16 protein-coding genes and 1 pseudogene are annotated in these 22,648 nt (G+C 48.4%); 12 read left to right on the forward strand and 5 right to left on the reverse strand.

Features of this window, described 5'->3' with window-relative positions:
- Window positions 1–172: 172 nt before the first annotated feature.
- From DFO57_RS00115 to DFO57_RS22805, 4 genes and pseudogenes are all read left to right on the forward strand, one after another.
- Window positions 173–1,204 carry a hypothetical protein gene (locus DFO57_RS00115; RefSeq protein ID WP_088900391.1) on the forward strand — a complete coding sequence of 344 codons (1,032 nt, stop codon included), beginning with the start codon at window positions 173–175 and terminating at the stop codon, window positions 1,202–1,204.
- Window positions 1,205–1,306: 102 nt separating this feature from the next.
- Window positions 1,307–1,576: a hypothetical protein gene (locus DFO57_RS00120; protein ID WP_019105965.1), complete on the forward strand. Its 270-nt coding sequence runs from the start codon at window positions 1,307–1,309 to the stop codon at window positions 1,574–1,576.
- 348 nt (window positions 1,577–1,924) lie between these two features.
- Window positions 1,925–2,250, forward strand: a pseudogene (locus DFO57_RS22800) (DUF1868 domain-containing protein); the annotation flags it as partial.
- A 33-nt stretch (window positions 2,251–2,283) separates the two neighbouring features.
- A complete protein-coding gene (locus DFO57_RS22805; protein WP_233255852.1) occupies window positions 2,284–2,622 on the forward strand; it encodes a hypothetical protein in 339 nt (112 codons plus the stop codon).
- Between the two features lie 275 nt (window positions 2,623–2,897).
- Here DFO57_RS22805 and DFO57_RS00130 read toward each other — a convergent pair whose 3' ends face one another.
- Window positions 2,898–4,319: an L-fucose/L-arabinose isomerase family protein gene (locus DFO57_RS00130; RefSeq protein WP_064373372.1), complete on the reverse strand. Its 1,422-nt coding sequence runs from the start codon at window positions 4,317–4,319 to the stop codon at window positions 2,898–2,900.
- Between the two features lie 479 nt (window positions 4,320–4,798).
- Here DFO57_RS00130 and DFO57_RS00135 point away from each other — a divergent pair, with 479 nt between their 5' ends.
- From DFO57_RS00135 to DFO57_RS00145, 3 genes are read left to right on the forward strand one after another with little or no spacing between them, the layout of a single operon-like run.
- The gene (locus DFO57_RS00135; protein WP_014606342.1) at window positions 4,799–6,148 is read left to right on the forward strand and encodes an MFS transporter; all 1,350 of its coding nucleotides are present in this window, start codon (window positions 4,799–4,801) and stop codon (window positions 6,146–6,148) included.
- A 15-nt stretch (window positions 6,149–6,163) separates the two neighbouring features.
- Entirely contained in the window at window positions 6,164–7,495 is a 1,332-nt protein-coding gene (locus DFO57_RS00140) for a DUF4038 domain-containing protein (RefSeq protein ID WP_110014961.1), read from the forward strand.
- 56 nt (window positions 7,496–7,551) lie between these two features.
- Entirely contained in the window at window positions 7,552–8,571 is a 1,020-nt protein-coding gene (locus DFO57_RS00145) for a NagC family transcriptional regulator (protein ID WP_110014962.1), read from the forward strand.
- Window positions 8,572–8,670: 99 nt separating this feature from the next.
- Here DFO57_RS00145 and DFO57_RS00150 read toward each other — a convergent pair whose 3' ends face one another.
- From DFO57_RS00150 to DFO57_RS22710, 3 genes are all read right to left on the reverse strand, one after another.
- Window positions 8,671–10,281, reverse strand: a complete 1,611-nt coding sequence (locus tag DFO57_RS00150) for an FAD-NAD(P)-binding protein (protein ID WP_110014963.1) — start codon at window positions 10,279–10,281, stop codon at window positions 8,671–8,673.
- Between the two features lie 300 nt (window positions 10,282–10,581).
- The gene (locus DFO57_RS00155) at window positions 10,582–13,539 is read right to left on the reverse strand and encodes an autotransporter outer membrane beta-barrel domain-containing protein (RefSeq protein ID WP_110014964.1); all 2,958 of its coding nucleotides are present in this window, start codon (window positions 13,537–13,539) and stop codon (window positions 10,582–10,584) included.
- A 993-nt stretch (window positions 13,540–14,532) separates the two neighbouring features.
- On the reverse strand, window positions 14,533–14,703 hold the full coding sequence (locus DFO57_RS22710) for a hypothetical protein (RefSeq protein WP_015700785.1): 171 nt from the start codon (window positions 14,701–14,703) through the stop codon (window positions 14,533–14,535).
- Window positions 14,704–15,152: 449 nt separating this feature from the next.
- On the opposite strand from DFO57_RS22710, the gene DFO57_RS00160 reads away from it, so the two are divergent.
- Window positions 15,153–15,845: a hypothetical protein gene (locus tag DFO57_RS00160; protein ID WP_233255840.1), complete on the forward strand. Its 693-nt coding sequence runs from the start codon at window positions 15,153–15,155 to the stop codon at window positions 15,843–15,845.
- Window positions 15,846–15,913: 68 nt separating this feature from the next.
- Here DFO57_RS00160 and DFO57_RS22980 read toward each other — a convergent pair whose 3' ends face one another.
- Window positions 15,914–16,039 carry a hypothetical protein gene (locus DFO57_RS22980; protein ID WP_022623712.1) on the reverse strand — a complete coding sequence of 42 codons (126 nt, stop codon included), beginning with the start codon at window positions 16,037–16,039 and terminating at the stop codon, window positions 15,914–15,916.
- Window positions 16,040–16,694: 655 nt separating this feature from the next.
- On the opposite strand from DFO57_RS22980, the gene DFO57_RS00165 reads away from it, so the two are divergent.
- From DFO57_RS00165 to DFO57_RS00180, 4 genes are all read left to right on the forward strand, one after another.
- The gene (locus tag DFO57_RS00165; RefSeq protein ID WP_110014966.1) at window positions 16,695–18,113 is read left to right on the forward strand and encodes a sugar porter family MFS transporter; all 1,419 of its coding nucleotides are present in this window, start codon (window positions 16,695–16,697) and stop codon (window positions 18,111–18,113) included.
- Between the two features lie 722 nt (window positions 18,114–18,835).
- On the forward strand, window positions 18,836–19,378 hold the full coding sequence (locus DFO57_RS00170; RefSeq protein ID WP_014593138.1) for a fimbrial protein: 543 nt from the start codon (window positions 18,836–18,838) through the stop codon (window positions 19,376–19,378).
- Between the two features lie 91 nt (window positions 19,379–19,469).
- Window positions 19,470–20,015: a fimbrial protein gene (locus DFO57_RS00175; RefSeq protein ID WP_155644226.1), complete on the forward strand. Its 546-nt coding sequence runs from the start codon at window positions 19,470–19,472 to the stop codon at window positions 20,013–20,015.
- A gap of 11 nt (window positions 20,016–20,026) precedes the next feature.
- Window positions 20,027–22,552 carry an outer membrane usher protein gene (locus DFO57_RS00180; protein WP_110014967.1) on the forward strand — a complete coding sequence of 842 codons (2,526 nt, stop codon included), beginning with the start codon at window positions 20,027–20,029 and terminating at the stop codon, window positions 22,550–22,552.
- Window positions 22,553–22,648: the final 96 nt, after the last annotated feature.

Raw genomic sequence — 22,648 nt, forward strand, 5'->3', positions numbered from 1 at the left:
AAGGTAACGACTGGAAATGTTCTTCTGTTTTAAAACGGCACAAGGAAATGGGATGTTAAGCGCAGAGGGGAATCCGTTACCCGATTAGCCTTGAATTAACCGCACTCACAAAACATCTGTTACATGGCGCCTTGCCCGGTAATATCCCTACGTCATTATTGAAGGTATAAAAATGGAAAACCCATTTTTTAAGAAACAGATCGTTGAATCATCCGGCGCTGAGTGCGGTGAAACCCTGTCCCCGTTGGCACAGTTGCTTCGCCGGAACCTGGTTTCACTCGTTGTTGGGACAATAACCGTCATTTATTTCGTTCAAAGCCATCCGCTTCACGTGCGCCCGTCAGCCGCCAGGCAGGCCGCGCAGCCACAACCTGTGGCCTTCAATGCGCCTGCAGGCGGCACGGTTAAGCAGGGGCAGAACAGCCAGGGCCAGCCTGCGCTGACCGCCTCTTCACTTGAACTTGCCTCAGCCCAGGCGCGGTTAGCCGCGGAAAAAATTCGGCTCGTCAGTGCACAGTTGAAGCTTGAGCAGAGCAGTCTGCTGCAGGATATCGAGCACACCCAGCAGCTTGCTCTGCAACAGGTCAGCGACAGCCGCTTCCAGCAGGCCATGCTGAATGGTCAACTTGAGCAACTGGCGGACCAGATTAAAATTGAATCGGCGCAAATGGGTATGGCTCAGAAGCTGGTCAACACCTGGCGACCGCTGTTAGCAAAGGGATACATCTCCACGCTTCAGTTTGAGCAGGAGCAATCGACGGTATGGGGCTATGAAAGCCAGTACCGTGCGCTGTTACAGCAACAGTATGGTGCCCGCCAGCAGTTAAACGTTTTGAACGACCAACAGCTTCAAATACCGCTAGCCACATCCGTAAAGCTTAACGTCCTGCGTCGTCAGCTGGCGCAGGTGGATGAGAACCTGTCACAAAATGAAACTATCCTGCAGCAGGCGCTCTATATGCCTTCTGACGGTTCAGTGAAATCTGTTATCGCGAAGGCTGACAACAGGATGACAGGGGAGCAATCGAGTCAGGCTGGTGAAGCCAACAGTCAGCAAACCGCGACCACCAGATTGATATCCGATAAGCCAGTAGCCGGCATGCACAGAGACAACCCTGGCGGAGCGCATTTTCAGACCATAAATGCCCAGTCTGCTAATTCCTTCAACAGTGGGCATCATTCGGTATCAGCGCATAATGTGTAACCCATCAGGCTGGTGGCTGAAGCGTGAGGCGGGAGAGGTATTTACAACATCAACCGCAGCAGGATAGAGTCATTTCTCCTCTTCTTTCAGGCGAAGCGCAAAATGCCAGATTACTGTTTCTATCAAAAAGGTCAGCACACCGTCGTGCTGGAAAGACATGATGCGGACGGTGGTTCTCAGTTAGAAGATAAGGGCTATAAAAAGCAATTCGAAGAGGTGAGTGCAACTGACAAGCATCGGGCACTTAACCGGTTTGCTGATATTCGTCGAAGCAATCAAAAAGATCATCACGACTTCTTCTCGGGCGCGATCGCTATGCCACTGATGGGCGTGCTTACCGCCATTGCTGTTTTTCTGTTACGGAAAAAATAGCCCGCTTGCGGATATCCGCAGGCGACGGGGCACAACGCCTGGTTAAAAAAGGCCAGGCTCAAACCCGACAGCGGTAAGAAACCAACCTGTTAATTATCTGCTTTGTGCCCATGATGGCTTCATAAAACGCATTCGGATGTCTTTTTTGCCTGTTCTGTATTAAAGCCAGCCCGCTGTCCTGATTTTCCATCGCTCCTGCTGCCTGATAACGGTCACAATCATGCTTTATGCTGTGGTTCGGCAGTCACAAAGAGCGTTCCTGAAGCACGTCATCATATCGCCTGGTTATGCCAGCTTAGAGAGTAATCGTCTCAGGAAAGCCATCTCGAGCGCACGGGAGCCTGAATCATGTCAGAAGTGCTGGAGCAGGAAGGATGGATAGAAAATGCCATCGGTGAAAAATTTAACGCCAAAGGTGAGGTACTGCCATTCAGAGGCAATACGCTGATTTGTCATCTCGAACAGGACAGTGAAATCGTCCGTGTGACTGGCGAAATGGTTGATGCAATGAAAGCCGCAGGGCTGGGGCGTTGTTACGCATTTCTGCCGCAGTCGAGCTACCATATGACGGTGTTTAACGGTGCCAATGACCGGCACGGCACTATCCGGCCTGGCCACAAGACCTGAATCTTGATGCGTCGATGGAAGAGTGCGACCGGCTGTTCGCGGCGAAGCTGGCAAATTTGAGGCTCATGCCCTCGTTACCTTTGCAGATGCGCATTGGGGCTATTGCCTTAAAACGTGGCGTCTCGCTGTCGCTGGCGCCGTTGGACAAGGCCGAAGAGCGCAAAATACGGTCGCTCAGAGATGCGCTCAGCCGCACGCTTAACTGCAAACGAAATAATCATGATGTCTACGAATTTCATGTCAGTGTCTCTTATCTCATCAATAAACCGAACGATGAGGAGTTGCGCCTGCTGCAAATTTTAAGAGCCGGATATCTGGAAAAGCTGATGCGGGTTGCGCCGGTGATGACGCTGGGTGCGCCTGAGTTTTGTACCTTCAGGGATATGTCTCGGTATACGCCGTTGTTAAGGCTGGAATAGCCCGACAAACTGGATTCATTATTTCTACTGTTCTGCTTTTACTTTTGTCGCTTTTGAGCTGTTAACTTCAATAGCGTAGAGCCTCTTGGTTAAAATATTGTCTTCATAATAGTGACTTACCTGGCCCGGGCAGACAGGTAGGAGAGGAGAAAGCGATAGCCATAATTTTGGTCTTTTCATCGTGAATATATTTTAAACCGGCCCCATCAGATTCTTACCAGAAATGAAGGGGCTCATCGGTGAATGTACCAAACCGCCTTGATTTAACATCAACCTTATTGGCAATGAAAATGCGTCCCAACCTTCAAATAGCGGGTAAAGGCTTCATGCAAAGCCTCTGCGCAAGATGCGTGGTTAAAGGCTACGTGATGCTCGAAGCCATTACGGCAAATCCACGCCAGCAAGCGTTCCAGCTGCGGCACTTCAATGACCGCACGACAGCCAACGGTATCTAGCGGATCGTTCACGGCGACGCCTTCACCCACATAGGCTTTAATTTCCCCCCTCAGATCGTCTGAGCTCAGTCGGAAGAAAGTGATGTTGCCAGTTTTACTTCTGCCATGAACGGCACCACAGGTATTTTCGTTGCCGACGCGATGACCAATAATATTGGCGGTGCCCATTGTGGCGTCCTCCAGAGAGGCTGTGGCAAAGTTGCCACAGTGGAACAGCACACATTTATCTGGATCGTCGCCGTAGTTATTATTCCAGTCGGCAATGGAGGCCGGACTCAGGCTGCAACTGGCAAGGGCATACATGGATAATGCGCCCATCACATCGACTTCACAGGCGCTGGGCAGTAACTGACCGGACATCACGCTCATCACAGAGCACGCGTTAATACCGAGCGTTTCCTGCAATGAGGTCCAGCACTGGATGGCGGTGGCATCAATGTCTTCAGCTATAACCCATTCAGCGATGACCACGAACAACTTTGCCATGAGGGTTATTTTATCTGAAGCCATCGTGCTGACATGCGCATTATCCAGCAGCAGGCGGCGCTTCTCATCGACACGAATATCGCTGTCGCCTAACCGTTTCATTCTGCTGAACACCTCCGATAAATCCAGGGTTTCCACGGCGATGCCCAGCCTTTCAAGTAATTTTTCACTGTAGCGAACGGTATTAAAACCAGCAGGACGCGCACCAATTGCGCCCACTCGCGCGCCGCGCATGCTGCTGACCACTCGGCAAACCTGCTTAAACCGGCTTATATCCCGGGCAAAAGATTCACCCGCTAAGTCACTCACGTGCTGAGTGGTTAAGGTGAAGGGAATGTCATATTGACGCAGGTTATTACACAGGGAGATTTTGCCGCAAAAACTGTCTCGCCGACTGGCGAGATGCATCTTGTCCAGGCGGTCTGGCTGGGCCTGAATTAACACGGGAACATTAAGTCCGGAAAGACGTAATGCTTCTGAAACGGCTTTTTCATCGCCAAAATTGGGAAGCAATACCACCACGCCATGAATATCGTCACGACGAGCGCGTAACCATGCTGCACATATTTTGGCTTCTGCACGTGTTTCAACGCCACCGTAGCGGGTCTGGGTTTCATCGAGCATTACCGGATTGATATCGTGCTGAATAAACACCTCAATAATCTGCTCGCGCGCCTCATTGACGACGTATCCGGGGAAGAACCCCCGGTTAGCGATAATAACGGCCATGGTTAATTGATGTGGTATTCTTGACATGATTTTTCTCCGGTATGCATAGGTTTATTATGGGTGTTTTGATGTTTTAAAATTTCATCATTGTTAATGATGTTGTTTATTTTGTTCTGGCTTTTACAGATGGTGTGATCTGTGCAAACCATTCAAGTGGACGCTTTTCTTATCGGGTGAGTTTGATTTTATTAATTCATTCTCACATTGTTCGTGATGCCTGTTTTTGTCTATTTTTGTTTTTTAAATAGATTCTATGCCGCAAATAAGGCGTGTTTTTTGGCAGTTACTATTATCTCTTTAATAGCGCTTTTGGTTGTTGGTGGTTAGAGGTGTGAAGAGATGTTTTATCGAGGTGCGTTAATTAATTAACTTAAATTTTGATGTATTTTTGAAGGTGTGATTTGTTTTTTATTGAACTAAGTTCACAAAAGAAACTTAATGCAGTTTGTTTCTGCTCCCTGTTTTTATATGGTTGGCGTCCTTTATTAATGCGGGAGGATGCTGGAATGGAATTACATAAACCATTAAAAGTGAGTTTTCGCGAAAAATTTTGTTACGGGCTTGGGGATACCTCAGCGAATATCTTCATGGGCATGACCATGATGTTTTTGTCGATATATTACACCGATGTATTCAAGCTCAGCCCTGCAGTAATGGGAACCTTATTTCTGATTACGCGCTTAATTGATGCGATAAGCGATCCATTAATCGGCGTGGTGGCCGATCGCACGCGTTCTCGACATGGCCGTTACCGCCCCTGGCTATTATGGTTCGCTGTGCCTTATGGGCTTAGCTGCGCAGCCGTTTTTCTTTCACCCGAGTTGGGTGAAACCGGCCGGATCATTTATGCCTACACCACCTATATCATGCTGGTTATGGCGTTCAGCCTGGTGGCGGTGCCCTATGTCTCTCTGCTGGGAGCCATTTCAGCAGACAGTGACGAGAGGATACAGATAAACACGATTCGCTTTCCGTTAGCCAAGGTCTCTTACTTAATTTGTTCTTTACTGGTCCCCATGTTGATTGCGCTTTTTGATAATGAGGTGATGGGTTATCGGGTTGTGATGTGCGGTATTGGCCTGCTCTCAACGCTATTGGTTTTAATTTGCTATTACAATACTCAGGAACGCGTTTCAGCAGGGGATGTACAGACGCTCAGCGTCGGCAACCAGATACGGCTGATGTTGAAAAACGATCAGGCTTTAATCATTTTTGCTGCACAGCTGGTGGTGATGATTATGAATACGCTTAAGTTTGGTGCGGCGGCGTATTTTGTAAAATATGTGCTTAACTTGCCTGTTTCATTTCTGAGTATTTTGCTTACCGCGGGTTCAATTGCCGGAATTATTGCCCCCTTGATTACCGGATATGTCCTTAAAACCGGACGGGTAAAACGGATTCCATTACTGATCTGGAGTCAGATCGCGGGGGGACTTATTACGTTAATCATTGGTTTTACCTCTGCCGAAGCCGTCTGGGTACATGCGGGGCTGTTTGTCACGGCGACACTGGTTGTTGAACTTATCGCCGTAATTATTTGGGCAACCGTCGCGGATGTGGCTGACTACGGCTTTTATAAATATGGCGTCCGAATAAACGGCATGATTGGCGGCGGCATGTTGTTTGCCACAAAAGCCGGAATGGCGATCGGTGGGGCAATTATTGGTTATGTCTTAGCATGGTACGGATATAACCCCGATTTCATGACCACGGCTTCAGAAAATCAACTTTCTGCGTTTAACCTCCTTTATGTCTGGCTCCCCGCATCCTGCATGTTTATCACCGCCGGAATATTTTCACGTTACAAACTGGATGAAAAAACCTGCCAGTCATTTATCAATGAAAAAGCGTTCTGATATCAGGAGTGGTAGATGAAAAAATTAACGGTTCGTGACAGAAGTTTTTATCAGGAGGATCGCCCCTTTTTCTATACGGCCTGTACTGCCTGGGAGCTGTTTCACAAACTGACGCTGACAGAGGCAGAAGCGTATTTAACAAATCGGGCAAAAAAAGGCTTTAATGTAATTCAGGCCGTTGCCCTGTGTGAGCTTGACGGTTTACAGACGCCGACTTACGAAGGCGGACATCTGCCCTTTAGGGATTTAACGTCTCTGATCCCCAATGAAGCCTATTTCGATCATCTGAGGCGAGTCACCGACATCGCCAACTCGCGAGATCTCTATATCGCCCTGGTGCCGATGTGGGGATCACACTGGAGTGTGAACAACAGTTGGGGAGCGGCCAAAACGCCCTTATTTAACGCAGAAAACGTTCAGGCATTCTGTCGGTATCTCAGTGACAAGCTGCAAGGCACGGGCATCATATGGATGATCGGCGGTGATCGTGCAGTGCAAACCCCGGAACAACGCCAGCTGATGGAAAATATGGCCCAAGGGTTGCGACAGGGCGGCAGTGGCGATGCGCTGTTGACCGTGCACTCGCAGGGCGGGCGAAGCACGCTGGACATGCTGGGCGATCGGCCCTGGCATGATTTTATCGTCTGGCAATCGGGACACATGGGTGAGGCTTATCCGTCGTGGCGCGTCATTGAAATGGATTACCAGCGTCAGAGCAAGCCTGTTCTCGATGCTGAACCCTGCTATGAAGCCCATCCGATCATGTGTCAGCATCAGTTCCGTCGTGCACAGGAGGCCAGCCGCTTTACCGATCGTGAGGTGCGCCGCAGCAGCTACTGGTCAGTCTTTGCGGGGGGCGCGGGCATTACCTATGGTTGCTACAGTCTCTGGCAGATGCGCCGACCGGAAGATGACGCCGTGGCGATACCTGAAAGCGCAGCGAGTACTTATCAGGGCGATACCATTCCATACTGGTTTGATGCGCTTGACTATCCCGGCGCCTTTGCCATTGGCATCCTGCGACGGTTTATTGAATCCCTGCCTGACTGGCATCTACGGGTTCCCGATCGGTCTTTGCTTATCAACCCTAATCCCAGCGATCAACGCCACTGTGGTGTGATGCGCGATCACCAGCAGCGCTGGATAGTGGTATATATTCCACAACAGCAAAATATCACCCTGGATATCAGCGCCTTTGCCGCAACGGGATTCGAAACAGGATGGTTTGATCCCCGCTATGGCATCATGAACTGGCTGAGCAATGATATGTCGGAGACCTTCTTCCTTAACATCGACCCACCCGCCAGCGGAAATGACTGGATACTCGTGTTGAGAGCAAATTCCTGATAAGGCGAACTGTGTTACTGTCCGCTCAGAAGCGCAGAGCGGGCAGAGGGTCGTGAATGGATTACAAGAAGCAGATATTGAATATTCTGCACAGCGAATGCGAGTCACGGGCAGAGATGACGCGCCGCCTGGGTGTGACGAAGGCCTACGTGACAAAATTGACGTCGCAGCTGCTGGAAGAGCGGGTTATTGAGGAGCGGGACGTAAAGGACAGTGCGTTTGGCCGACCTCAACAGTTGCTGGCGGCAACGCCGGGCCAGTTTTTCAGCGTCAATATTACGCTTCGCAAAGGCCAGCTCCAGGCGATGCTAAACGACTTCAATACGCAAGTGCCCGCGCTGGCGCACCACAGGATCTCGTTGCCTGTCCTACTAACGCCACAACGCCTGGTTGACTTTATCGCCACCAGCGTGGCGGCGTTATGCCTGTCAGGCAATGTCCGTCAGCAGCAGGTCAACGTAATAAGCGTGGCGTTGCAGGGCGGCATCGAGCATTTCACCGGCGTCGTTCGTTATTGCCCGTTGTTCAGTGAGACGAACGTGGCGCTTAAAAAACGGATTGAAGACGCGATGTGTATCAGCACACAGATTTTTAATATTGCGTTCTGCACCACCTTTCAGTTGGCTCAGCGTTTACCTTACTCATCGTGGGTGGCGTTTATGCCTGGGTTTGGCAGCCTGGGCTATGGGCAATGTATTCACGGCGAGCCGGTACTGGGTGAGAACGGATTTTATCCGGAGATAGTGCATTTACCTTATGAGGGCGGTATTGAGCAGGCGTTTGCTGTCGATCCGGATAACCAGCCCGCAACAGTACTGGCCACCGCCAGAGCGCTCTGTTTTGCTATCTGCTGCACCGCACCGATTCACAATATCAGACACGTGATTGTCACCGGTGAGCTGTTTGAAGACTATGGCGACGAGGTGCTGCCACTGGCGCAGGCGATACTCGCAGCGAATGCAGACACGCATATCAGCGGCATCCGCATTAAACATGATAAAGCTGGTTATCACTATGGCGTCAAAGGGTTGGTGCAACTGAGTTCTGACGCCATCACAGAGCATATTCTGCCTTAATCACGTGCCGGAATCAGGTAGCTGATGCCAGAGCCGGACGACGAGATGCGCTGTCGCCCAGTCGTTTCAGCGTTAACAAGATAGCGGCATCGCGTTGCCCTAGGGTTCAAAATACGCCAGGCGCTTTCGGGGACGTGAAGGTGATTCCACAAGCGTACTGGCGATGGCGGCACCGATCTCGGCACACACCGTAAGTCCCTGCACAAACGGCTGGTCATGCATTAAATAGGGCAGGGCGGCCAGGGCAATGCGTCCACGGGCAGATTCAGGAGACAGCAAAGTATAATCGTCACCCACATCCGGAATCTCATCGCCGCAGCGCTGGATCTGCTGTTTCAGTGTTGCAAAGGGCAGATCGCGGGTCTTAAGAGCCTTTTGCCCTCGCGCATCAATAAACACGTCAAACGTTCGCTGTTGCCCCTCAGTCGTGATCAGCGTTTTCTGCTGTTGCCTTCGCAGTTCATACTCTTCGCCAAGGGCAAGGATGCTGATGATTCCGGCCTCTCGTAAGGCCAGCAGTCGACGGATGGATTGAGAAGGAATCGCCGCGTAGTTATCAATAAACACTTTAGCGAGGCCACCTGAAAAGCGTTTACTGTCGCTTTCGTTAAGGAAGGGAACGATTTTCTCAACCACCTCGTGCAGCCGCAAAAGGGTATAGCGCCAGGGCACGGTGTGCCTGTCGCGTTTGTTGCGTTCGACTTCATTCAAGTTAGCGCTGGCCCAGTGGAAAGGATCCTGTTTATGTCGGTTGGCAAACCAGGCTTCTGCAAGGCTGTCGGCAGTGAGTGCTTTCAGATCAATCGTTTTGCTCCACGCGGGCGCAGCCTCCTCCAACTCCTCAACCATCAGTGCAAATACGCGATCGAGTAATCCGTCAGCGCCTGCCTCAATCGCGTTATCGATGGCATTTTGGGTAACGACGCTCAGTGGCTCATAGGGAATCGGGCAGTAGAAATCGGCTTCTGGCAGAATGCCCGATCGTGACATTAATACGATCTTCAGGGCTTCGTGGCCTTTGTCCAATGTGAAGGCGATCGCGTCGTCGTCGCTTTCATGAAAGTCACCATGCTGGATCGCCACGGCCATTGCGGCATCAATGCCACTCAGGGAGGTGCCCATAATACCCACGTGACATGCCGCTATTTTCGCTTCCATCAGACCGGACCAGGGGCTGGGGAAGTAGGTGCGGGTGGCGGCGCTGTCGTCTGGCCAGACATGGCCTGTGGCGATAACGACCTGATCAAATATTGCTGGGGCAGTATCGCCCTGCGTCCAGAGTTTTACGCCAGCATCGGTGGCCTCAAGATCGGTGACCTGACAGCGCTCATGTATTTTTACCTCGAAACCCTGTGCCGTTGCGCGGGACACCAGCGCTAAAAACCGATCGCGGAAATACTCGCCAAGCAGGATACGCGGCAGAAACTGACGGATATGCAGAGAGGCAGGATCGACATGATATCGCCTGAGATGACTGTCGCTCTGGGCGCGTAGCCAGTCAATATAGGTCATAAATACAGGCGGGATTTCAATACTGGCAATGTTTGCCAGCATCATCCGGGAATTCTCTTCATCGTTATAGGGCATGCCAACACCGGCCTCATCACCCTGTTCGTAAACGGAAACGGACATCGGTACATGATGACCCAGAAGCGCATAAAACGTGTAGATACCGGTTGGCCCAGCGCCGACGATCGCGATCTTTTTCATCACTGTTCGCACCTTATTATTGTTATGGGGGGCGGTTGTAAGGCGTGTTTTGATCTCGCCGCAGGACAGGCAAAGCCTCAATACAGGTTTTTCCTTTCAGCCAGTATGATCAAGTTTACTCGAGTATTGCAGAACTGCGCGGAAGGGGAGCTGAGTGGAACGCCATCACGACAAATGCAGATTGTCCTGGTAGTGCGGTCGGCCTGAACAGGTTCATTCAGGCCGGTTTCTGTCATGGTACCCAAACGTAAAAACCGGACATCTGAGGTAATGGGCTGACGTGGAATATTATGCGAACATTCAGAACTGGTATTTTATCCCCAGCGTGCCCTGTGTATCGCTAAAGCCATTATCGCCGAGTTGTTGAGCAACGTTGCCCCACAGTTGCAGGCGAGCGTTGATCTGACCTTCGACGCCAAGTTTCAGTTCACCCACATCGCGCGCGCCTGTGATCGCATTGCTGATACCATTCATCATGACACTGTCGTTATGGGTGTTATGGATCCAGTTGGCCTCAATAAACGGCTGGAAAGTGCGATCTTTGCCCTCATCACTGATGTGATTTCCCTGCTGATAAAACTTCATGCCCAAACGGGTCTGCAGATTTCCGTTGGTGTTGTTGACAACATGTGTGCCGTTATTTTCGATGTGATCGTCAGCCTGCACGTCCATCCAGGTAAGCTGTATCTTTGGCTGTAGCCAGTAACGCGTGCGGCCATCGCGGCTCTCTCCTGTCTGAAAGGTGTAGCCCGTTTCAAGGGCAGCGGTGATCCCATCAGCATGATATTTTTCCGTCGCCAGATTTTGCCCGGTAACCTGATTATCGAACCAGTTGTACAGCATCCATGCATCGACATAGGCCCCGGTTTTCTCTTTCTGGTTAGCGTACCAGGTGCCGTACAGGCCTACGCTGTAACCGTTAATGTCTCCACGTGAGGTATAGCCATTCGCTTTAGAATGCGTGCGGCTCTGGTTATTGGCGTAGCCGGTCATCAGGCCAAGGTGCCAGCGATCCAGTCCATTGCGGCTCCACTGTGCGATATCGCCGCCGAGCTGCATCACGTAACGATTACTTTGGGTATGGAGTTTGCCGGAAGCATCTCTGAAGCGGTTATGCCCACCGATATGGCGCATCCACAGGCTCGTGACTTTTTGTTCGCCCGTTAACCTGTCGGTGTATTGTGTTTCACCCAGGCGGTCGTGGAGGCGGGTATGGAACAGCGTGTTGGCCGCACGGGCATTTGCCAGATAGCTGCCAAATTCGGGACGGTACGCTTTTTCGCTGGCAAGAAACCAGTTGCTGTCTTTTTTAACTACATCGTAATCATAGGCCCCTGCGACGATTCGGCCTGATTTTGCAAAGGTACCGGCGGAATCACCTTTAACCGTGACAATTTCAATGCCCTTATCGGTCAGTGCTCCCTGTCCGCCCAGATTATTGATACTGACCCAGGTATGGCCGGCCGTATCGCCATTGACGATCAGTCGGTCAGCAGTGCCATTGTCACCTTCGAGAACGCTATTCAGGACCAGGTTGCCGTTATCCCCTGAATAATCACCCTCAATGGTTAACCTGTTGTCACTGTTTCGCTCAATGCCCAGATCGAGGGAGCCTGCATTATTTACCTTACCCGCAAGAGTGACATCCCGGACCGCAGAAGAAACGTTAACCCTTCCCCCTGATGCGATAGTGATCTGATCTGCATTGAGATCGCCGGAAAGGGTTAACGTCGCATTGCGGGTCTGCGCTGCGTTGCCAACATTAATGATATTCCAGTTTAGAATGGCGACATCGCCTGCTGCCCCCTCAGTAAAAGAAGAACCCGTCAGTGACTGATTGATATTGAGGGTAGTGATACTGTCCTCAGGATCATCGTCATCGTTTCCATTTATCACTGTCAGGCCGCTTACATCTGAACCCTGATTGAGATTCAGGGTGTTATTCCCATTTCCCAACAGAATCTGTCCGGAAACTTTGGCGCCGTTATTCAGGTTTACCGTTGCATCAGAATTAGTAGACCTGATTGCAATACCTGAGGCGGCTGAAATATCCGCACCCTGGTTCAGGTTGATGGTAGTTTTTCCGTCATTACCTCTAAAATCTGTATTGATACCGGCGACGCTACCGCCAATAACCTCACCCGATATATTCACAGTCGTGGCGCCCGTTTCGCGGTTTAAGATATCTATGCCTGACTGAGTACCTGAAATTTTTCCCTGAATCTGAGTGAAGGCGATATCGCCGCCGTCCATGGTCGAGACGCTGACACCGGAGCCATTTTCACCCACGATTTCACCGCGGGTGGTAACGGAAGTATCGCCGCGACTGTGATTGTTCGCGTAGATACCATGCTCACCGCCGGTTATTTTGCCGCCAGATTGCACAATAGACAGATTGTTTGCGCTCTCAGCATTGTCGACGTAAATGCCTGAACCGTTAGTGCCTGTGACGTTACCTGCTGTCAGGATGGTGGTATCACCGATTCCGTGGTTGAAGGCATAGATACCGTAATGGCCCCCAGTGATGCTGCCATCTGACTGCATCACCAGGATGTCTTGTGCCGAAGCATGATTATCGACAAAAACGCCCGCGTATTCACCTGAGACATCACTGGTTGTGATGATGGACGTGTTTCCGGTACCTTGGTTAGATGCTTGAATACCGTTAAATCTGCCGGTTATTTTTCCGCCAGACTGCATGATGGAGAGGTTTTTTGCCGTGCTGCCATTCAGGGCATTAATACCGTTATTCGATTCTCCCTTCACCTCGCCGGATACCGTGATAAACGTATCGGCCGTTCCCATATACTGCGTTTGGATGCCATTCTGTTCCCCTGATATTGTGCCTGCTTCCTGAATAAGGGTGATTGCGCCTGCCTCGTAGGACGTAATGATTTCAATACCATCGGCTCTTTTCGCCACCACAGTGCCGGAAATGTTAAGCGTGGTGTCGCCCGTACCGGTATTTTCAATATTTATCCCTGAACCATCGGCTACGATAATGCCGCCTTCCTGCTGCGTAATGGTCAGGGATGAACCCGTGACGGATAAGCCATATCCGCTATCGGTATTAATGTAAGACGTCCCGTCCAGCACGACGTCGAGGACATCGCCTGTCAGGTTTTGTGTGTCATGATCGGCGCCACTACAGGTGTATTTGTTCCCTTCTTGGCTACAGACCGCCTCTGCAGGGGCATTCATTAATCCAAACGTACTCATCACCGTAGCGATAACAAACTTACGCGTTGTTCTGCTCATTGTTATTTATTCATCCATTTATTTCATCGATGTTTTTCTTAGCGTAATGGGGTTGTTAAATGTTCAGAAGATCGCTTTTCATCAGGCAGGAACATTCTTTTTAAGCATTCTGTTAAAATAATTATTTTTAATGTGAATATTTTAAATAACGCATCCGTTAACTTATGAATTAACATTAAGGATTAACGCTTTATTCTTAATGATAATTATTATTAAATTAATGTGACGTCATTTTTATACCCTGGTGGTGTGGCTGACTGAATGTTTTAATCTGCTCGAAATTAGGTTAATTAAATGTATAGAAATATTCCTTAATCCTGAGCGGTGCGTGAAGGTTATTTTGCAGAGATGCTGACCATTTAAAAATAGTTAATATCGATCGGTACGGTGTTCCTGATAGGTCGAGGCTATTGTATATAATTAATTGATCGATACGTCCTGTTTATTTGTAAGAGAAGCTCACGTTTGAATACAAGGCGATAGAGAAGAGACAACAGGTATCTTCTGTTGATGTCGATGAAAATGAAGAAATTAGGTGCGTGGCGTTTGGCAGGTTTTAATCGGCTGCTTAATTATTTAGATTCACAGTAAATGCAATAATAATATTTTCGTCGGGGTAATGTTTGATAAGAACGTGAAGGAAGACTTCATTAATGAGAGATGGATCACGAATATCTGGAATGACAGACGTGTCATTTGTGGTGGTCGATGAAATATGTCCCAGTCTGGACAGGAAAAATCTTAAATCTGCTCCCTTATGGTTGAGAGTGAAATGTTAATATAATAACCAAATTAAGAACGGTAATGAAACACCACCGGGCGGCACTTTTGCTGCCAGGGGGGATAAATAACGGCGTCATCCAGAGGATAATAACCGTGCTTAGCGGCTGTCATTTGCCGGCGCTGTACAGCCATTTTGCGCGTCTGGTAGAAAGTTAAATCAGATTTACGCAAACACAAAGTGAAAAAACCGGCTCAGAGCCGGATTTTTATTTAAGCCTGTGGCTGGCCCACAGGGCCTTTACCTAACGGGCCGCCTGGAACAGATTGCCCGCTTGGCGCATGTGGACGACCATCATTACCCACAGCACCGCTGTCCTGCTGGCAACCCGACATCATTAAAAGGCTGGAAACAATCAATAAACCGCTCAAAATGCTTTTCATGTCTTTCCCTCGTGATGAATACACTATAAAACAGCTCGCCTGATAAGCCTGGTCGGTATTTCTGCTAAGTCAATGTTGGTGGGAAAAAGTTAGCCATATCATCAGGTTGGCGGTAGTGAATCCAGACTGTGCAATGTAATGCCGGGAAACTGTTGTGCTGATCTTTGGCTAAGACGGCAGAGAACATATCCAGCCTTGTAATCCGAAGCCACGATGACAGACAGATCTGTAAAGAGCGATCATCCGGATGTGCAACCCGAGAAAAGAACCAGGGCGATACCAACGACGCAACAATTGATGAAACCCACGTACCTGAATGGGCTGATAAACAGCCGCATTACGCGAAGTATGAAATGGACTTTCATTGCTTGTTTCGTGAAAGTGCTGCATTCATATGTTCATCTGGCTATGCTACCGACATGATGTTTAACGATATCTCAGGAGAGAAGATGACGGCGGCCGCTTATTTTGACGCTCTCTACGCGCAGCGTAACAGGGAAACCCAGCAATGCTGGCGGCAAGAAACAGCGAGTGCACATCAGCAAGCAGACAAGTTTTTCTATCCTGCCGGGCTTCACGCCCTGACCAGTGGCATTCAGCCCGTCCTGAATCCGCAAATTCAGTCACTCCTTGCCGATCTTCGTGGCTTAACTCAGGGGGATCCGCTGGCAGATGTCATGCGGGCCGAACATTTTCACGTTACCTTCCTGCCCGTCACGCCAGCGCGCTATCAAAGCCCGCAGCAGCTCCCGGCTTTAGCGGGCCTGAGGGATGCCTTTCGCCAGAACGTGACCGACTCGTCACTCAGGGTTGACGCATTACGGCTGGTGGCGCTTCCCGATCAACTGCTACTGGCAGGTATTCCTGAAGGCCACGCCGTAGCGCAAAGAGCAGCATGCTGGAATGCACTGCTGTCACTGGAAGAGTGGCGGGATTTGCTTCTGCAAAGACATGGTGGAAAAACAACGCCACCGGAATACTGGCACACCACGTTGCTACGTTATCGTTCAACAAGCCTGCCCGACACGCTCAAATCGTATTTTACCGACAATATGCACCGAAGATATGGGGCCATTTCGGGCGACATCAGGCTGGTATTTGCGGTTTATAACTGGTCTGATCGAGAAACGATAACAGTTTAATCCGGAAAGATCCCATGATGAACAGGGATTCTAAAGTATCGCCAGGCGGCGCGGAAATGTGGCCGTTATTAATCGTAGTCACCGTTCTCGTAATGGGGCGAATAACGGTCATCAAGCATTTCCTGGATAGCCATCAAACCCAGGATAAGAATCAAATTAATAAAGAACAGTAATAATAAAATGATGCTGGTCATTGCCTGTTTCCTGTCGTCACTTTTCCTTGAGGATGAACGCTCCAAACACGGCAGACAGGGAAAGTGACTGTTAAAAAATGATGTAAAAGGAAAGGGCGCGCATTGGGTCGAACAGGAACGTGTAAAAAACGGTATTTCGTCGTTGTCACCCTCAGGTAATAAACTGATGCGCTTTGCTGTGCAGTATTGTATTGCCTAAATGAGCAGCAAGAAGCATCGATAACCAGAAAAGTAAATTACGATATTTCATCGCGTGTGCGGTGAGCGTGGTTAACAAGAAGACGGGTACATAGCGGCTATTTATTCTTATACGATGCATCATATCGCCAGCGCGGCACCGTGACGGCCAGGTCTTCTGGCGACGCTTCATGCAACACTGCCGCGATGATGGCTTAGGTTAATTACCCGCCGGGTTTGGATGGTTCCACAGGTCAGCGGTCACCATCGGGCTTTTTACACATTATCGCCAAAAAAAGCGTGTTGAAATATCAGGTCATAAAACGATAAATGCGCCCTCCCTCATTCAGTGAGATCTGCATCACACTTAGAGTGGGATCAGTAAAATCGTCCATATCCTGACCTCATTTGCCCTCATCGCCCGCTATCGCTACTTTATATGCTGCATGGACACGACATGTTGTATGAGCGGAGCTTAATGATGTCTCATGTAAATACTTTCACTATTCAAAGCGAACATAAGCAAAAAGTTCGTCGTATGAACCTGTTCATCTCAGTTTCAGCCGCGCTAGCCGGGCTGCTGTTTGGACTGGATATTGGCGTGATTTCCGGTGCGCTACCTTTTCTGACTCATCATTTTAGCCTGAGCAGCCATGAGCAGGAGTGGGTTGTCAGCATCATGATGCTGGGTGCCGCGCTAGGGGCGCTATGTAATGGCTGGGTATCGCATCGGCTTGGCCGAAAATACAGCCTGATGGCGGGCGCCGTGTTGTTTGCTATCGGATCGCTCGGTTCCGCAGGCGCAACCAGCGTTGAAATGCTGTTGATCTTTCGTCTGCTGCTGGGCCTGGCCGTTGGCGTGGCATCCTATACCGCGCCGCTTTATTTATCTGAAATGGCCACTGAAAACGTGCGTGGCAAAATGATAAGCCTGTATCAGCTGATGATTACCCTGGGCATCGTAATGGCTTTTATATCGGATACTGCTTTTAGCTACAGCGGTAACTGGCGGGCCATGCTGGGGGTTCTGGCCATTCCCGCCGTTGTACTTTTTATTATGGTCATTTTCCTACCGAACAGTCCACGCTGGCTGGCGGCTAAGGGGATGCATATTGAGGCGGAGGAAGTGCTGCGCATGCTGCGCGATACGTCGGAAAAAGCCCGCCAGGAACTCAATGAGATTCGGGAAAGTCTGCGCATGAAGCAGGGCGGTTTTTCGCTTTTCAAAAGCAATAAAAATGTCAGGCGTGCGGTCTTTATGGGCATGTTATTGCAGGGCATGCAGCAGTTTACCGGGATGAATATCATCATGTATTACGCGCCGCAGATTTTTAAAATGGCGGGCTTTAAAAGCACTCAGGAGCAGATGATCGCCACCGTTATCGTTGGCCTGACTTTTATGTTTGCCACCTTTATTGCCGTTTTTACCGTAGACAAAGCGGGCAGAAAACCCATCCTGAAAATTGGCTTCTCGGTGATGGCCTTTGCCACTCTGGTATTAGGTTACTGCCTGATGAAAGCAGGGCAGGGAAATATCAGCAGCGGCCTGTCCTGGGTTTCAGTCGGCATGACCATGTTATGTATTGGTGGATACGCAATGAGTGCAGCACCCGTCGTCTGGATCCTGTGTTCTGAAATCCAGCCGCTAAAATGCCGTGACTTTGGTATTACCTGTTCCACCACGACGAACTGGGTGGCGAACATGATTATCGGTGCGACCTTCCTTTCACTCTTGGGCAGCATCGGCGCAGCCGGAACCTTCTGGCTCTATACCGGTTTTAACCTGGTGTTTGTTGTCATTACTGTGTACCTGGTGCCGGAAACCAAGAATGTGACGCTGGAACGGATTGAGAGGAATTTGATGGCGGGTGAGAAGTTGCGGGATTTGGGGCGATAATTACTTTCATGACAGTATCCAACTATGCATTCCTCAATTAATTCAGGACAGGTAATGGCCGCTGAGTTTTAGTCTGTTACCTGTCAAAGCGTTGCACGGCATGAGCATTTATATATTCTCCATACAGTTGTTAAACACGCATCTTTAAGTGATAAGTCATTTCGTTTACGCTTAACCTTCCATCTTTTATATAGGATATGATTCGATACACGAAATTCTGAGCTTATCGCAAAAATTAACTAATGATATCCAGAATGATGGAAGATATTTTCTCCCTTTAAAACAGCGATGACGTACGTCTCGCGTCATTGTTCGAACTTAATCTCGTCATTAAATCACGTGTAATGTTGCTGTTGTTAATGAACTTGCTTTCTTTATGTTAACCTATGTTACAAGATTGTTTTAGGTTAACTAACTATGCGTTCAATCTTTTTTGTGATTTTAAGTCTGATTTTTTATGGTTAAACGATATTTTAATCTGTTTTTTGAATTTTTATTGGTTCATTATTTTTTTTGTGTTTTTTGAGAAATGGAAACAAAAAATTAATATCTCGTTGTTAAGTGTTCCCTTGAGTTTGGTGACAATTACATTGGGTTAAGGGTTATTATTTCTCCCGTTCAGAAGCATGCCGTAATTCTTCTGTAACCACGCTTCTTAATAAGCGTGTGAGTGACGAATGCGTATCACGCATTATAAAAACTAAGTTTAAGGGATTGTTGTAATGAAATTGAATAAAGCGGTTAAATCATTCGGACTGTGTGCAATGATGGTTGCATTTGGCGCTACAGCAGCTGACCAGGGCCATGGCGAAATCAACTTCAAAGGTTCAATTGTTGATGCACCTTGCTCAATCACTGCTGAGTCTGCAAACCAGACTGTTGATTTAGGTGAAGTGACCAATGCTGCGCTAAAAAACGGCGGCAAATCTACACCTAAAGCTTTCACAGTAAAACTGGAACAGTGCGATACCGCAACTTCTGAGAGCGTAACTGCGACCTTTACCGGTGCAGCTTCTGCTGGCAACAAGGACCTGCTGGGCATTACCGGTACCGCGAGTGGAGCATCTATTGCTATCACTAACGGTGCAGGTCAGATCATCAAACTGGGCGAAGAATCACCGGCTCAAAGCATCCAGGATGGTACTAACTCACTTGCATTCTCTGCTTACCTCCAGGGTGACGTTGCGCAGGATGAAAATTCTCCAGTAACTATCGTCCCGGGTGATTTCACCTCTGTTGCGAACTTTACTCTGGCTTATAAATAAGGGAATAAGCAAGGGTTGATGATTTACATTAACCTTCGCATGCATGAGCAGAGTTATCTGCTCATGCCGTTCCTTGAAAGGATTTCTCTTAATGAAAATAAAGCCGCAGACTTTTTTCTGGATGCTGCCTTTCATACTGACATTTTGTGCATCTGAATATGGGTTTTGTTATTCACTGGATCACGGGCATGGCGTTGTCGGTATGCAAGGCAGCATCCTGGATGCACCTTGTGCAATTGAAGTTAATGACAGAGATCAACTTATCGATATTCCAGCATTAACGACAGGAGAAATTATTCATGATGGTGCTGGTTTTACCAGGAATTTTTCTATTCATCTTATTAACTGTTCACTTTCTAATACTAACACGCCAGGCGGGGACAAAACTCATTTTGTCGTTACCTTCGACGGAATACCTGACGGGAAATTATTCGGAGTAAATGGTGCGACCGGCATTGGAATTGAAATCCAGGACAAGGTGGGCAATATTGCTGTTCCCGGTCAGCCCATGCCAGCAGGACAGTTAGCGAAAGGTAGGCAAACTCTCAATTACCAAATGAGAATTGTCAGTGATATGCATCATATGCATTCTGGGAAATTTCGTGCCGTAGTGCGTTTTAAAGTTGACTATTACTGAGCTTTTTCTTGATGCTTAATATTATGAAAAAACAGAATTATAAAAATCGCTCGTTAAAATTATCAATTTGTCCGATCGCACTGGCCGTCTTATCCGCATTTTTTTTGCCCGGTTATGTAATCGCAGCTGATGATGATATTGAATTTAACATAGACGTCCTGGATGTGAAGGAGCGCGGTGAAGTTGATATTGATCGTTTTTCACGCGTGGGTTATTTGATGCCGGGAAACTATGTTTTTAATGTAGTTGTAAATAAGTCTGAATATCCAGATGAAAAAATTAACTATATTTCTCCTCAAGACAATCCGGATGACTCTTTAGCATGTTTATCTCCCGAGCTGGTTAGCCGATTTGGTTTTAAAGAATATGAATTTAAAAAAGCGGGTTGGTGGAATAACGGTCAATGTCTTGATGTGAATTCTTTTCCAGGAATGACAGTCAGACCCGATCTCGGTTCTGGTGTATTACAAATAAATATCCCTCAGGCTTTGATGGAGTACACGTCTGAAAATTGGGATCCGCCTTCTCGCTGGGATGACGGCATACCGGGTTTTATTCTTGATTACTACCTAAATGCCAGGCATTCCCAGTCAAGAACCAATGCAGATTCGCAGACGTTAAGTGGTAATGGGGTTGCGGGGCTCAATATGGGTCCATGGCGCATGCGCGCAACCTGGCAAGGTGATTACGATCGTGAGTCTGGAGCAAACGGCAGCACAAAAAAAAACATTAAGTGGGATAGGTTCTATATTTTTCGCGCAATAAAATCGCTTAAATCCGAACTGATGCTGGGTGAGGCTTATTTGCCATCGACGCTGTTTGATTCGTTTCGTTTTACTGGTGCCAGCCTAACGTCTGATGATGCGCAACTGGCTCCAAACTTACGTGGTTATGCACCTGAAGTGGTCGGCGTGGCAAAGACTAATGCCAAGGTAACTGTGAGCCAGCAGGGAAGCGTAATTTATGAAACCACGGTAGCGTCTGGGCCTTTCCGCATTCAGGATCTGAACAACGCGGTGATGGGAAAACTGGATGTCACCATCCAGGAGCAGGACGGCACTAAACGTACGTTTCAGGTTGATACGGCAACGATACCCTATCTGACACGCCCTGGCAGCCTGCGCTATAAGCTGGCATTAGGTAAGCCGTCAGATTACGAGCACAATACGCAAAATATCAATTTTGCCACCGGTGAAGTTTCTTGGGGAATCTCAAACGGTTGGTCTGTTTATGGCGGTGGGCTTTTTGCCAGCGACTACCTGAGTATGGCTATCGGTATGGGACGAGATTTGCTGGCTTTCGGGGCAATCTCGCTGGACGTCACCACTGCAAAGGCGAAATTAAATGAAAGCATTACCCGTAAAGGTAATTCTTATCGTTTAAGTTATTCCAAACGTTTTGATGATTACGATAGCCAAATTACCTTTGCGGGTTATCGCTTTTCTGATCGCAATTATATGACGATGTCACAGTTTTTAAGTGCTAAAACGGCGAGTTACAGTAATCCCGGTAACGGTAAAGAGCTATATACCATCACGCTGGCAAAACAGCTGAGAAAGCTTAATGCAGGGATATACCTGAGTTATAACCACCAGACATACTGGGAGCGGTCGGCAAGTGATACGTGGAATCTTTCACTCTCTAGCAGCTTCGATATTGGTCGGTTTAAAAATGTCAGTGTGAGCCTTACCGGATACAGGACGCAATACGATAAAACGCAAGACGATGGTGTTTATCTGAGCTTGTCACTGCCGTTTGGCGAAGGGACATTGTCTTACAGTGGTCAAACCTCTCGTGGGACACAAAGCCAAAGCATAGGGTGGCGTGACAATCTCGGTGAGAGAGGCAGTTACGATATTGATGTTGGTACATCAACGGATGGCGAACATTCAATTAGTGGTTATTACGATTATACCGGTAGCCTGGCAGAGATTACGGCTTCAGCCGGATTAGAAAATAACGGATATCGTTCCTTGGGTCTGTCGCTTGAAGGGGGGATGACGGCAACAGCACAGGGTGCAGCGCTGCACCGCTCATCTGGAGCAGACGGAACCCGTCTGATGGTCGATACCGCTGGAATAGCGGGGGTTGCCATATCCGGTGGAGGTGAAAATGTGAAAACAAACTATTTTGGTAAAGCTGTTGTTACTGATGTAACCAGTTATTATCGCAGCAACATCAATATTGACCTTGATGAAATTCCAGATGATGTTGAAGCGACGCGTTCTGTAGTCGAAGATACGTTAACCAAAGGCGCAATTGGCTACCGAAAGTTTGGAATTTTAGCCGGGCAAAAAGGAATGGCGGTCGTAAAACTTAAGGATGGATCAGTACCGCCTTTTGGTGCCATGGTCAGAAATGAAGACAAAATCCAGACGGGTATTATCGCCGATGATGGAAAAGTCTGGCTATCTGGAATGAAAACCGGTGGGAAAATGGATGTCAGTTGGAACGGCAGGGAGAAGTGTACCTTTACCTTGCCAGAAAGACTTGTTGAACATACCGGGAATTTATTACTCCCATGTATTGAGAAGTAATTAAAAGCAGTGGTAACTAGTATCGTTAAACTTTAATAGAGTTTTTATACTTTTGTCTTGGTGTTACCACTATTTTTATTAGCTTAAGGAATTAAT

The organism is Pantoea sp. AG702 (assembly GCF_003182295.1).
GTDB lineage: Bacteria > Pseudomonadota > Gammaproteobacteria > Enterobacterales > Enterobacteriaceae > Pantoea > Pantoea ananatis.

Excerpts from the sequence above, each read along its gene's own strand:
- DFO57_RS00115 (WP_088900391.1), top strand. The coding sequence starts at position 173 with ATGGAAAACCCATTTTTTAAGAAACAGATCGTTGAATCATCCGGCGCT.
- DFO57_RS00120 (WP_019105965.1), top strand. The coding sequence starts at position 1,307 with ATGCCAGATTACTGTTTCTATCAAAAAGGTCAGCACACCGTCGTGCTG.
- DFO57_RS00130 (WP_064373372.1), bottom strand. The coding sequence starts at position 4,319 with ATGTCAAGAATACCACATCAATTAACCATGGCCGTTATTATCGCTAAC.
- DFO57_RS00135 (WP_014606342.1), top strand. The coding sequence starts at position 4,799 with ATGGAATTACATAAACCATTAAAAGTGAGTTTTCGCGAAAAATTTTGT.
- DFO57_RS00140 (WP_110014961.1), top strand. The coding sequence starts at position 6,164 with ATGAAAAAATTAACGGTTCGTGACAGAAGTTTTTATCAGGAGGATCGC.
- DFO57_RS00145 (WP_110014962.1), top strand. The coding sequence starts at position 7,552 with ATGGATTACAAGAAGCAGATATTGAATATTCTGCACAGCGAATGCGAG.
- DFO57_RS00150 (WP_110014963.1), bottom strand. The coding sequence starts at position 10,281 with ATGAAAAAGATCGCGATCGTCGGCGCTGGGCCAACCGGTATCTACACG.
- DFO57_RS00155 (WP_110014964.1), bottom strand. The coding sequence starts at position 13,539 with ATGAGCAGAACAACGCGTAAGTTTGTTATCGCTACGGTGATGAGTACG.
- DFO57_RS22710 (WP_015700785.1), bottom strand. The coding sequence starts at position 14,703 with ATGAAAAGCATTTTGAGCGGTTTATTGATTGTTTCCAGCCTTTTAATG.
- DFO57_RS00160 (WP_233255840.1), top strand. The coding sequence starts at position 15,153 with ATGACGGCGGCCGCTTATTTTGACGCTCTCTACGCGCAGCGTAACAGG.
- DFO57_RS22980 (WP_022623712.1), bottom strand. The coding sequence starts at position 16,039 with ATGACCAGCATCATTTTATTATTACTGTTCTTTATTAATTTGATTCTT.
- DFO57_RS00165 (WP_110014966.1), top strand. The coding sequence starts at position 16,695 with ATGATGTCTCATGTAAATACTTTCACTATTCAAAGCGAACATAAGCAA.
- DFO57_RS00170 (WP_014593138.1), top strand. The coding sequence starts at position 18,836 with ATGAAATTGAATAAAGCGGTTAAATCATTCGGACTGTGTGCAATGATG.
- DFO57_RS00175 (WP_155644226.1), top strand. The coding sequence starts at position 19,470 with ATGAAAATAAAGCCGCAGACTTTTTTCTGGATGCTGCCTTTCATACTG.
- DFO57_RS00180 (WP_110014967.1), top strand. The coding sequence starts at position 20,027 with ATGCTTAATATTATGAAAAAACAGAATTATAAAAATCGCTCGTTAAAA.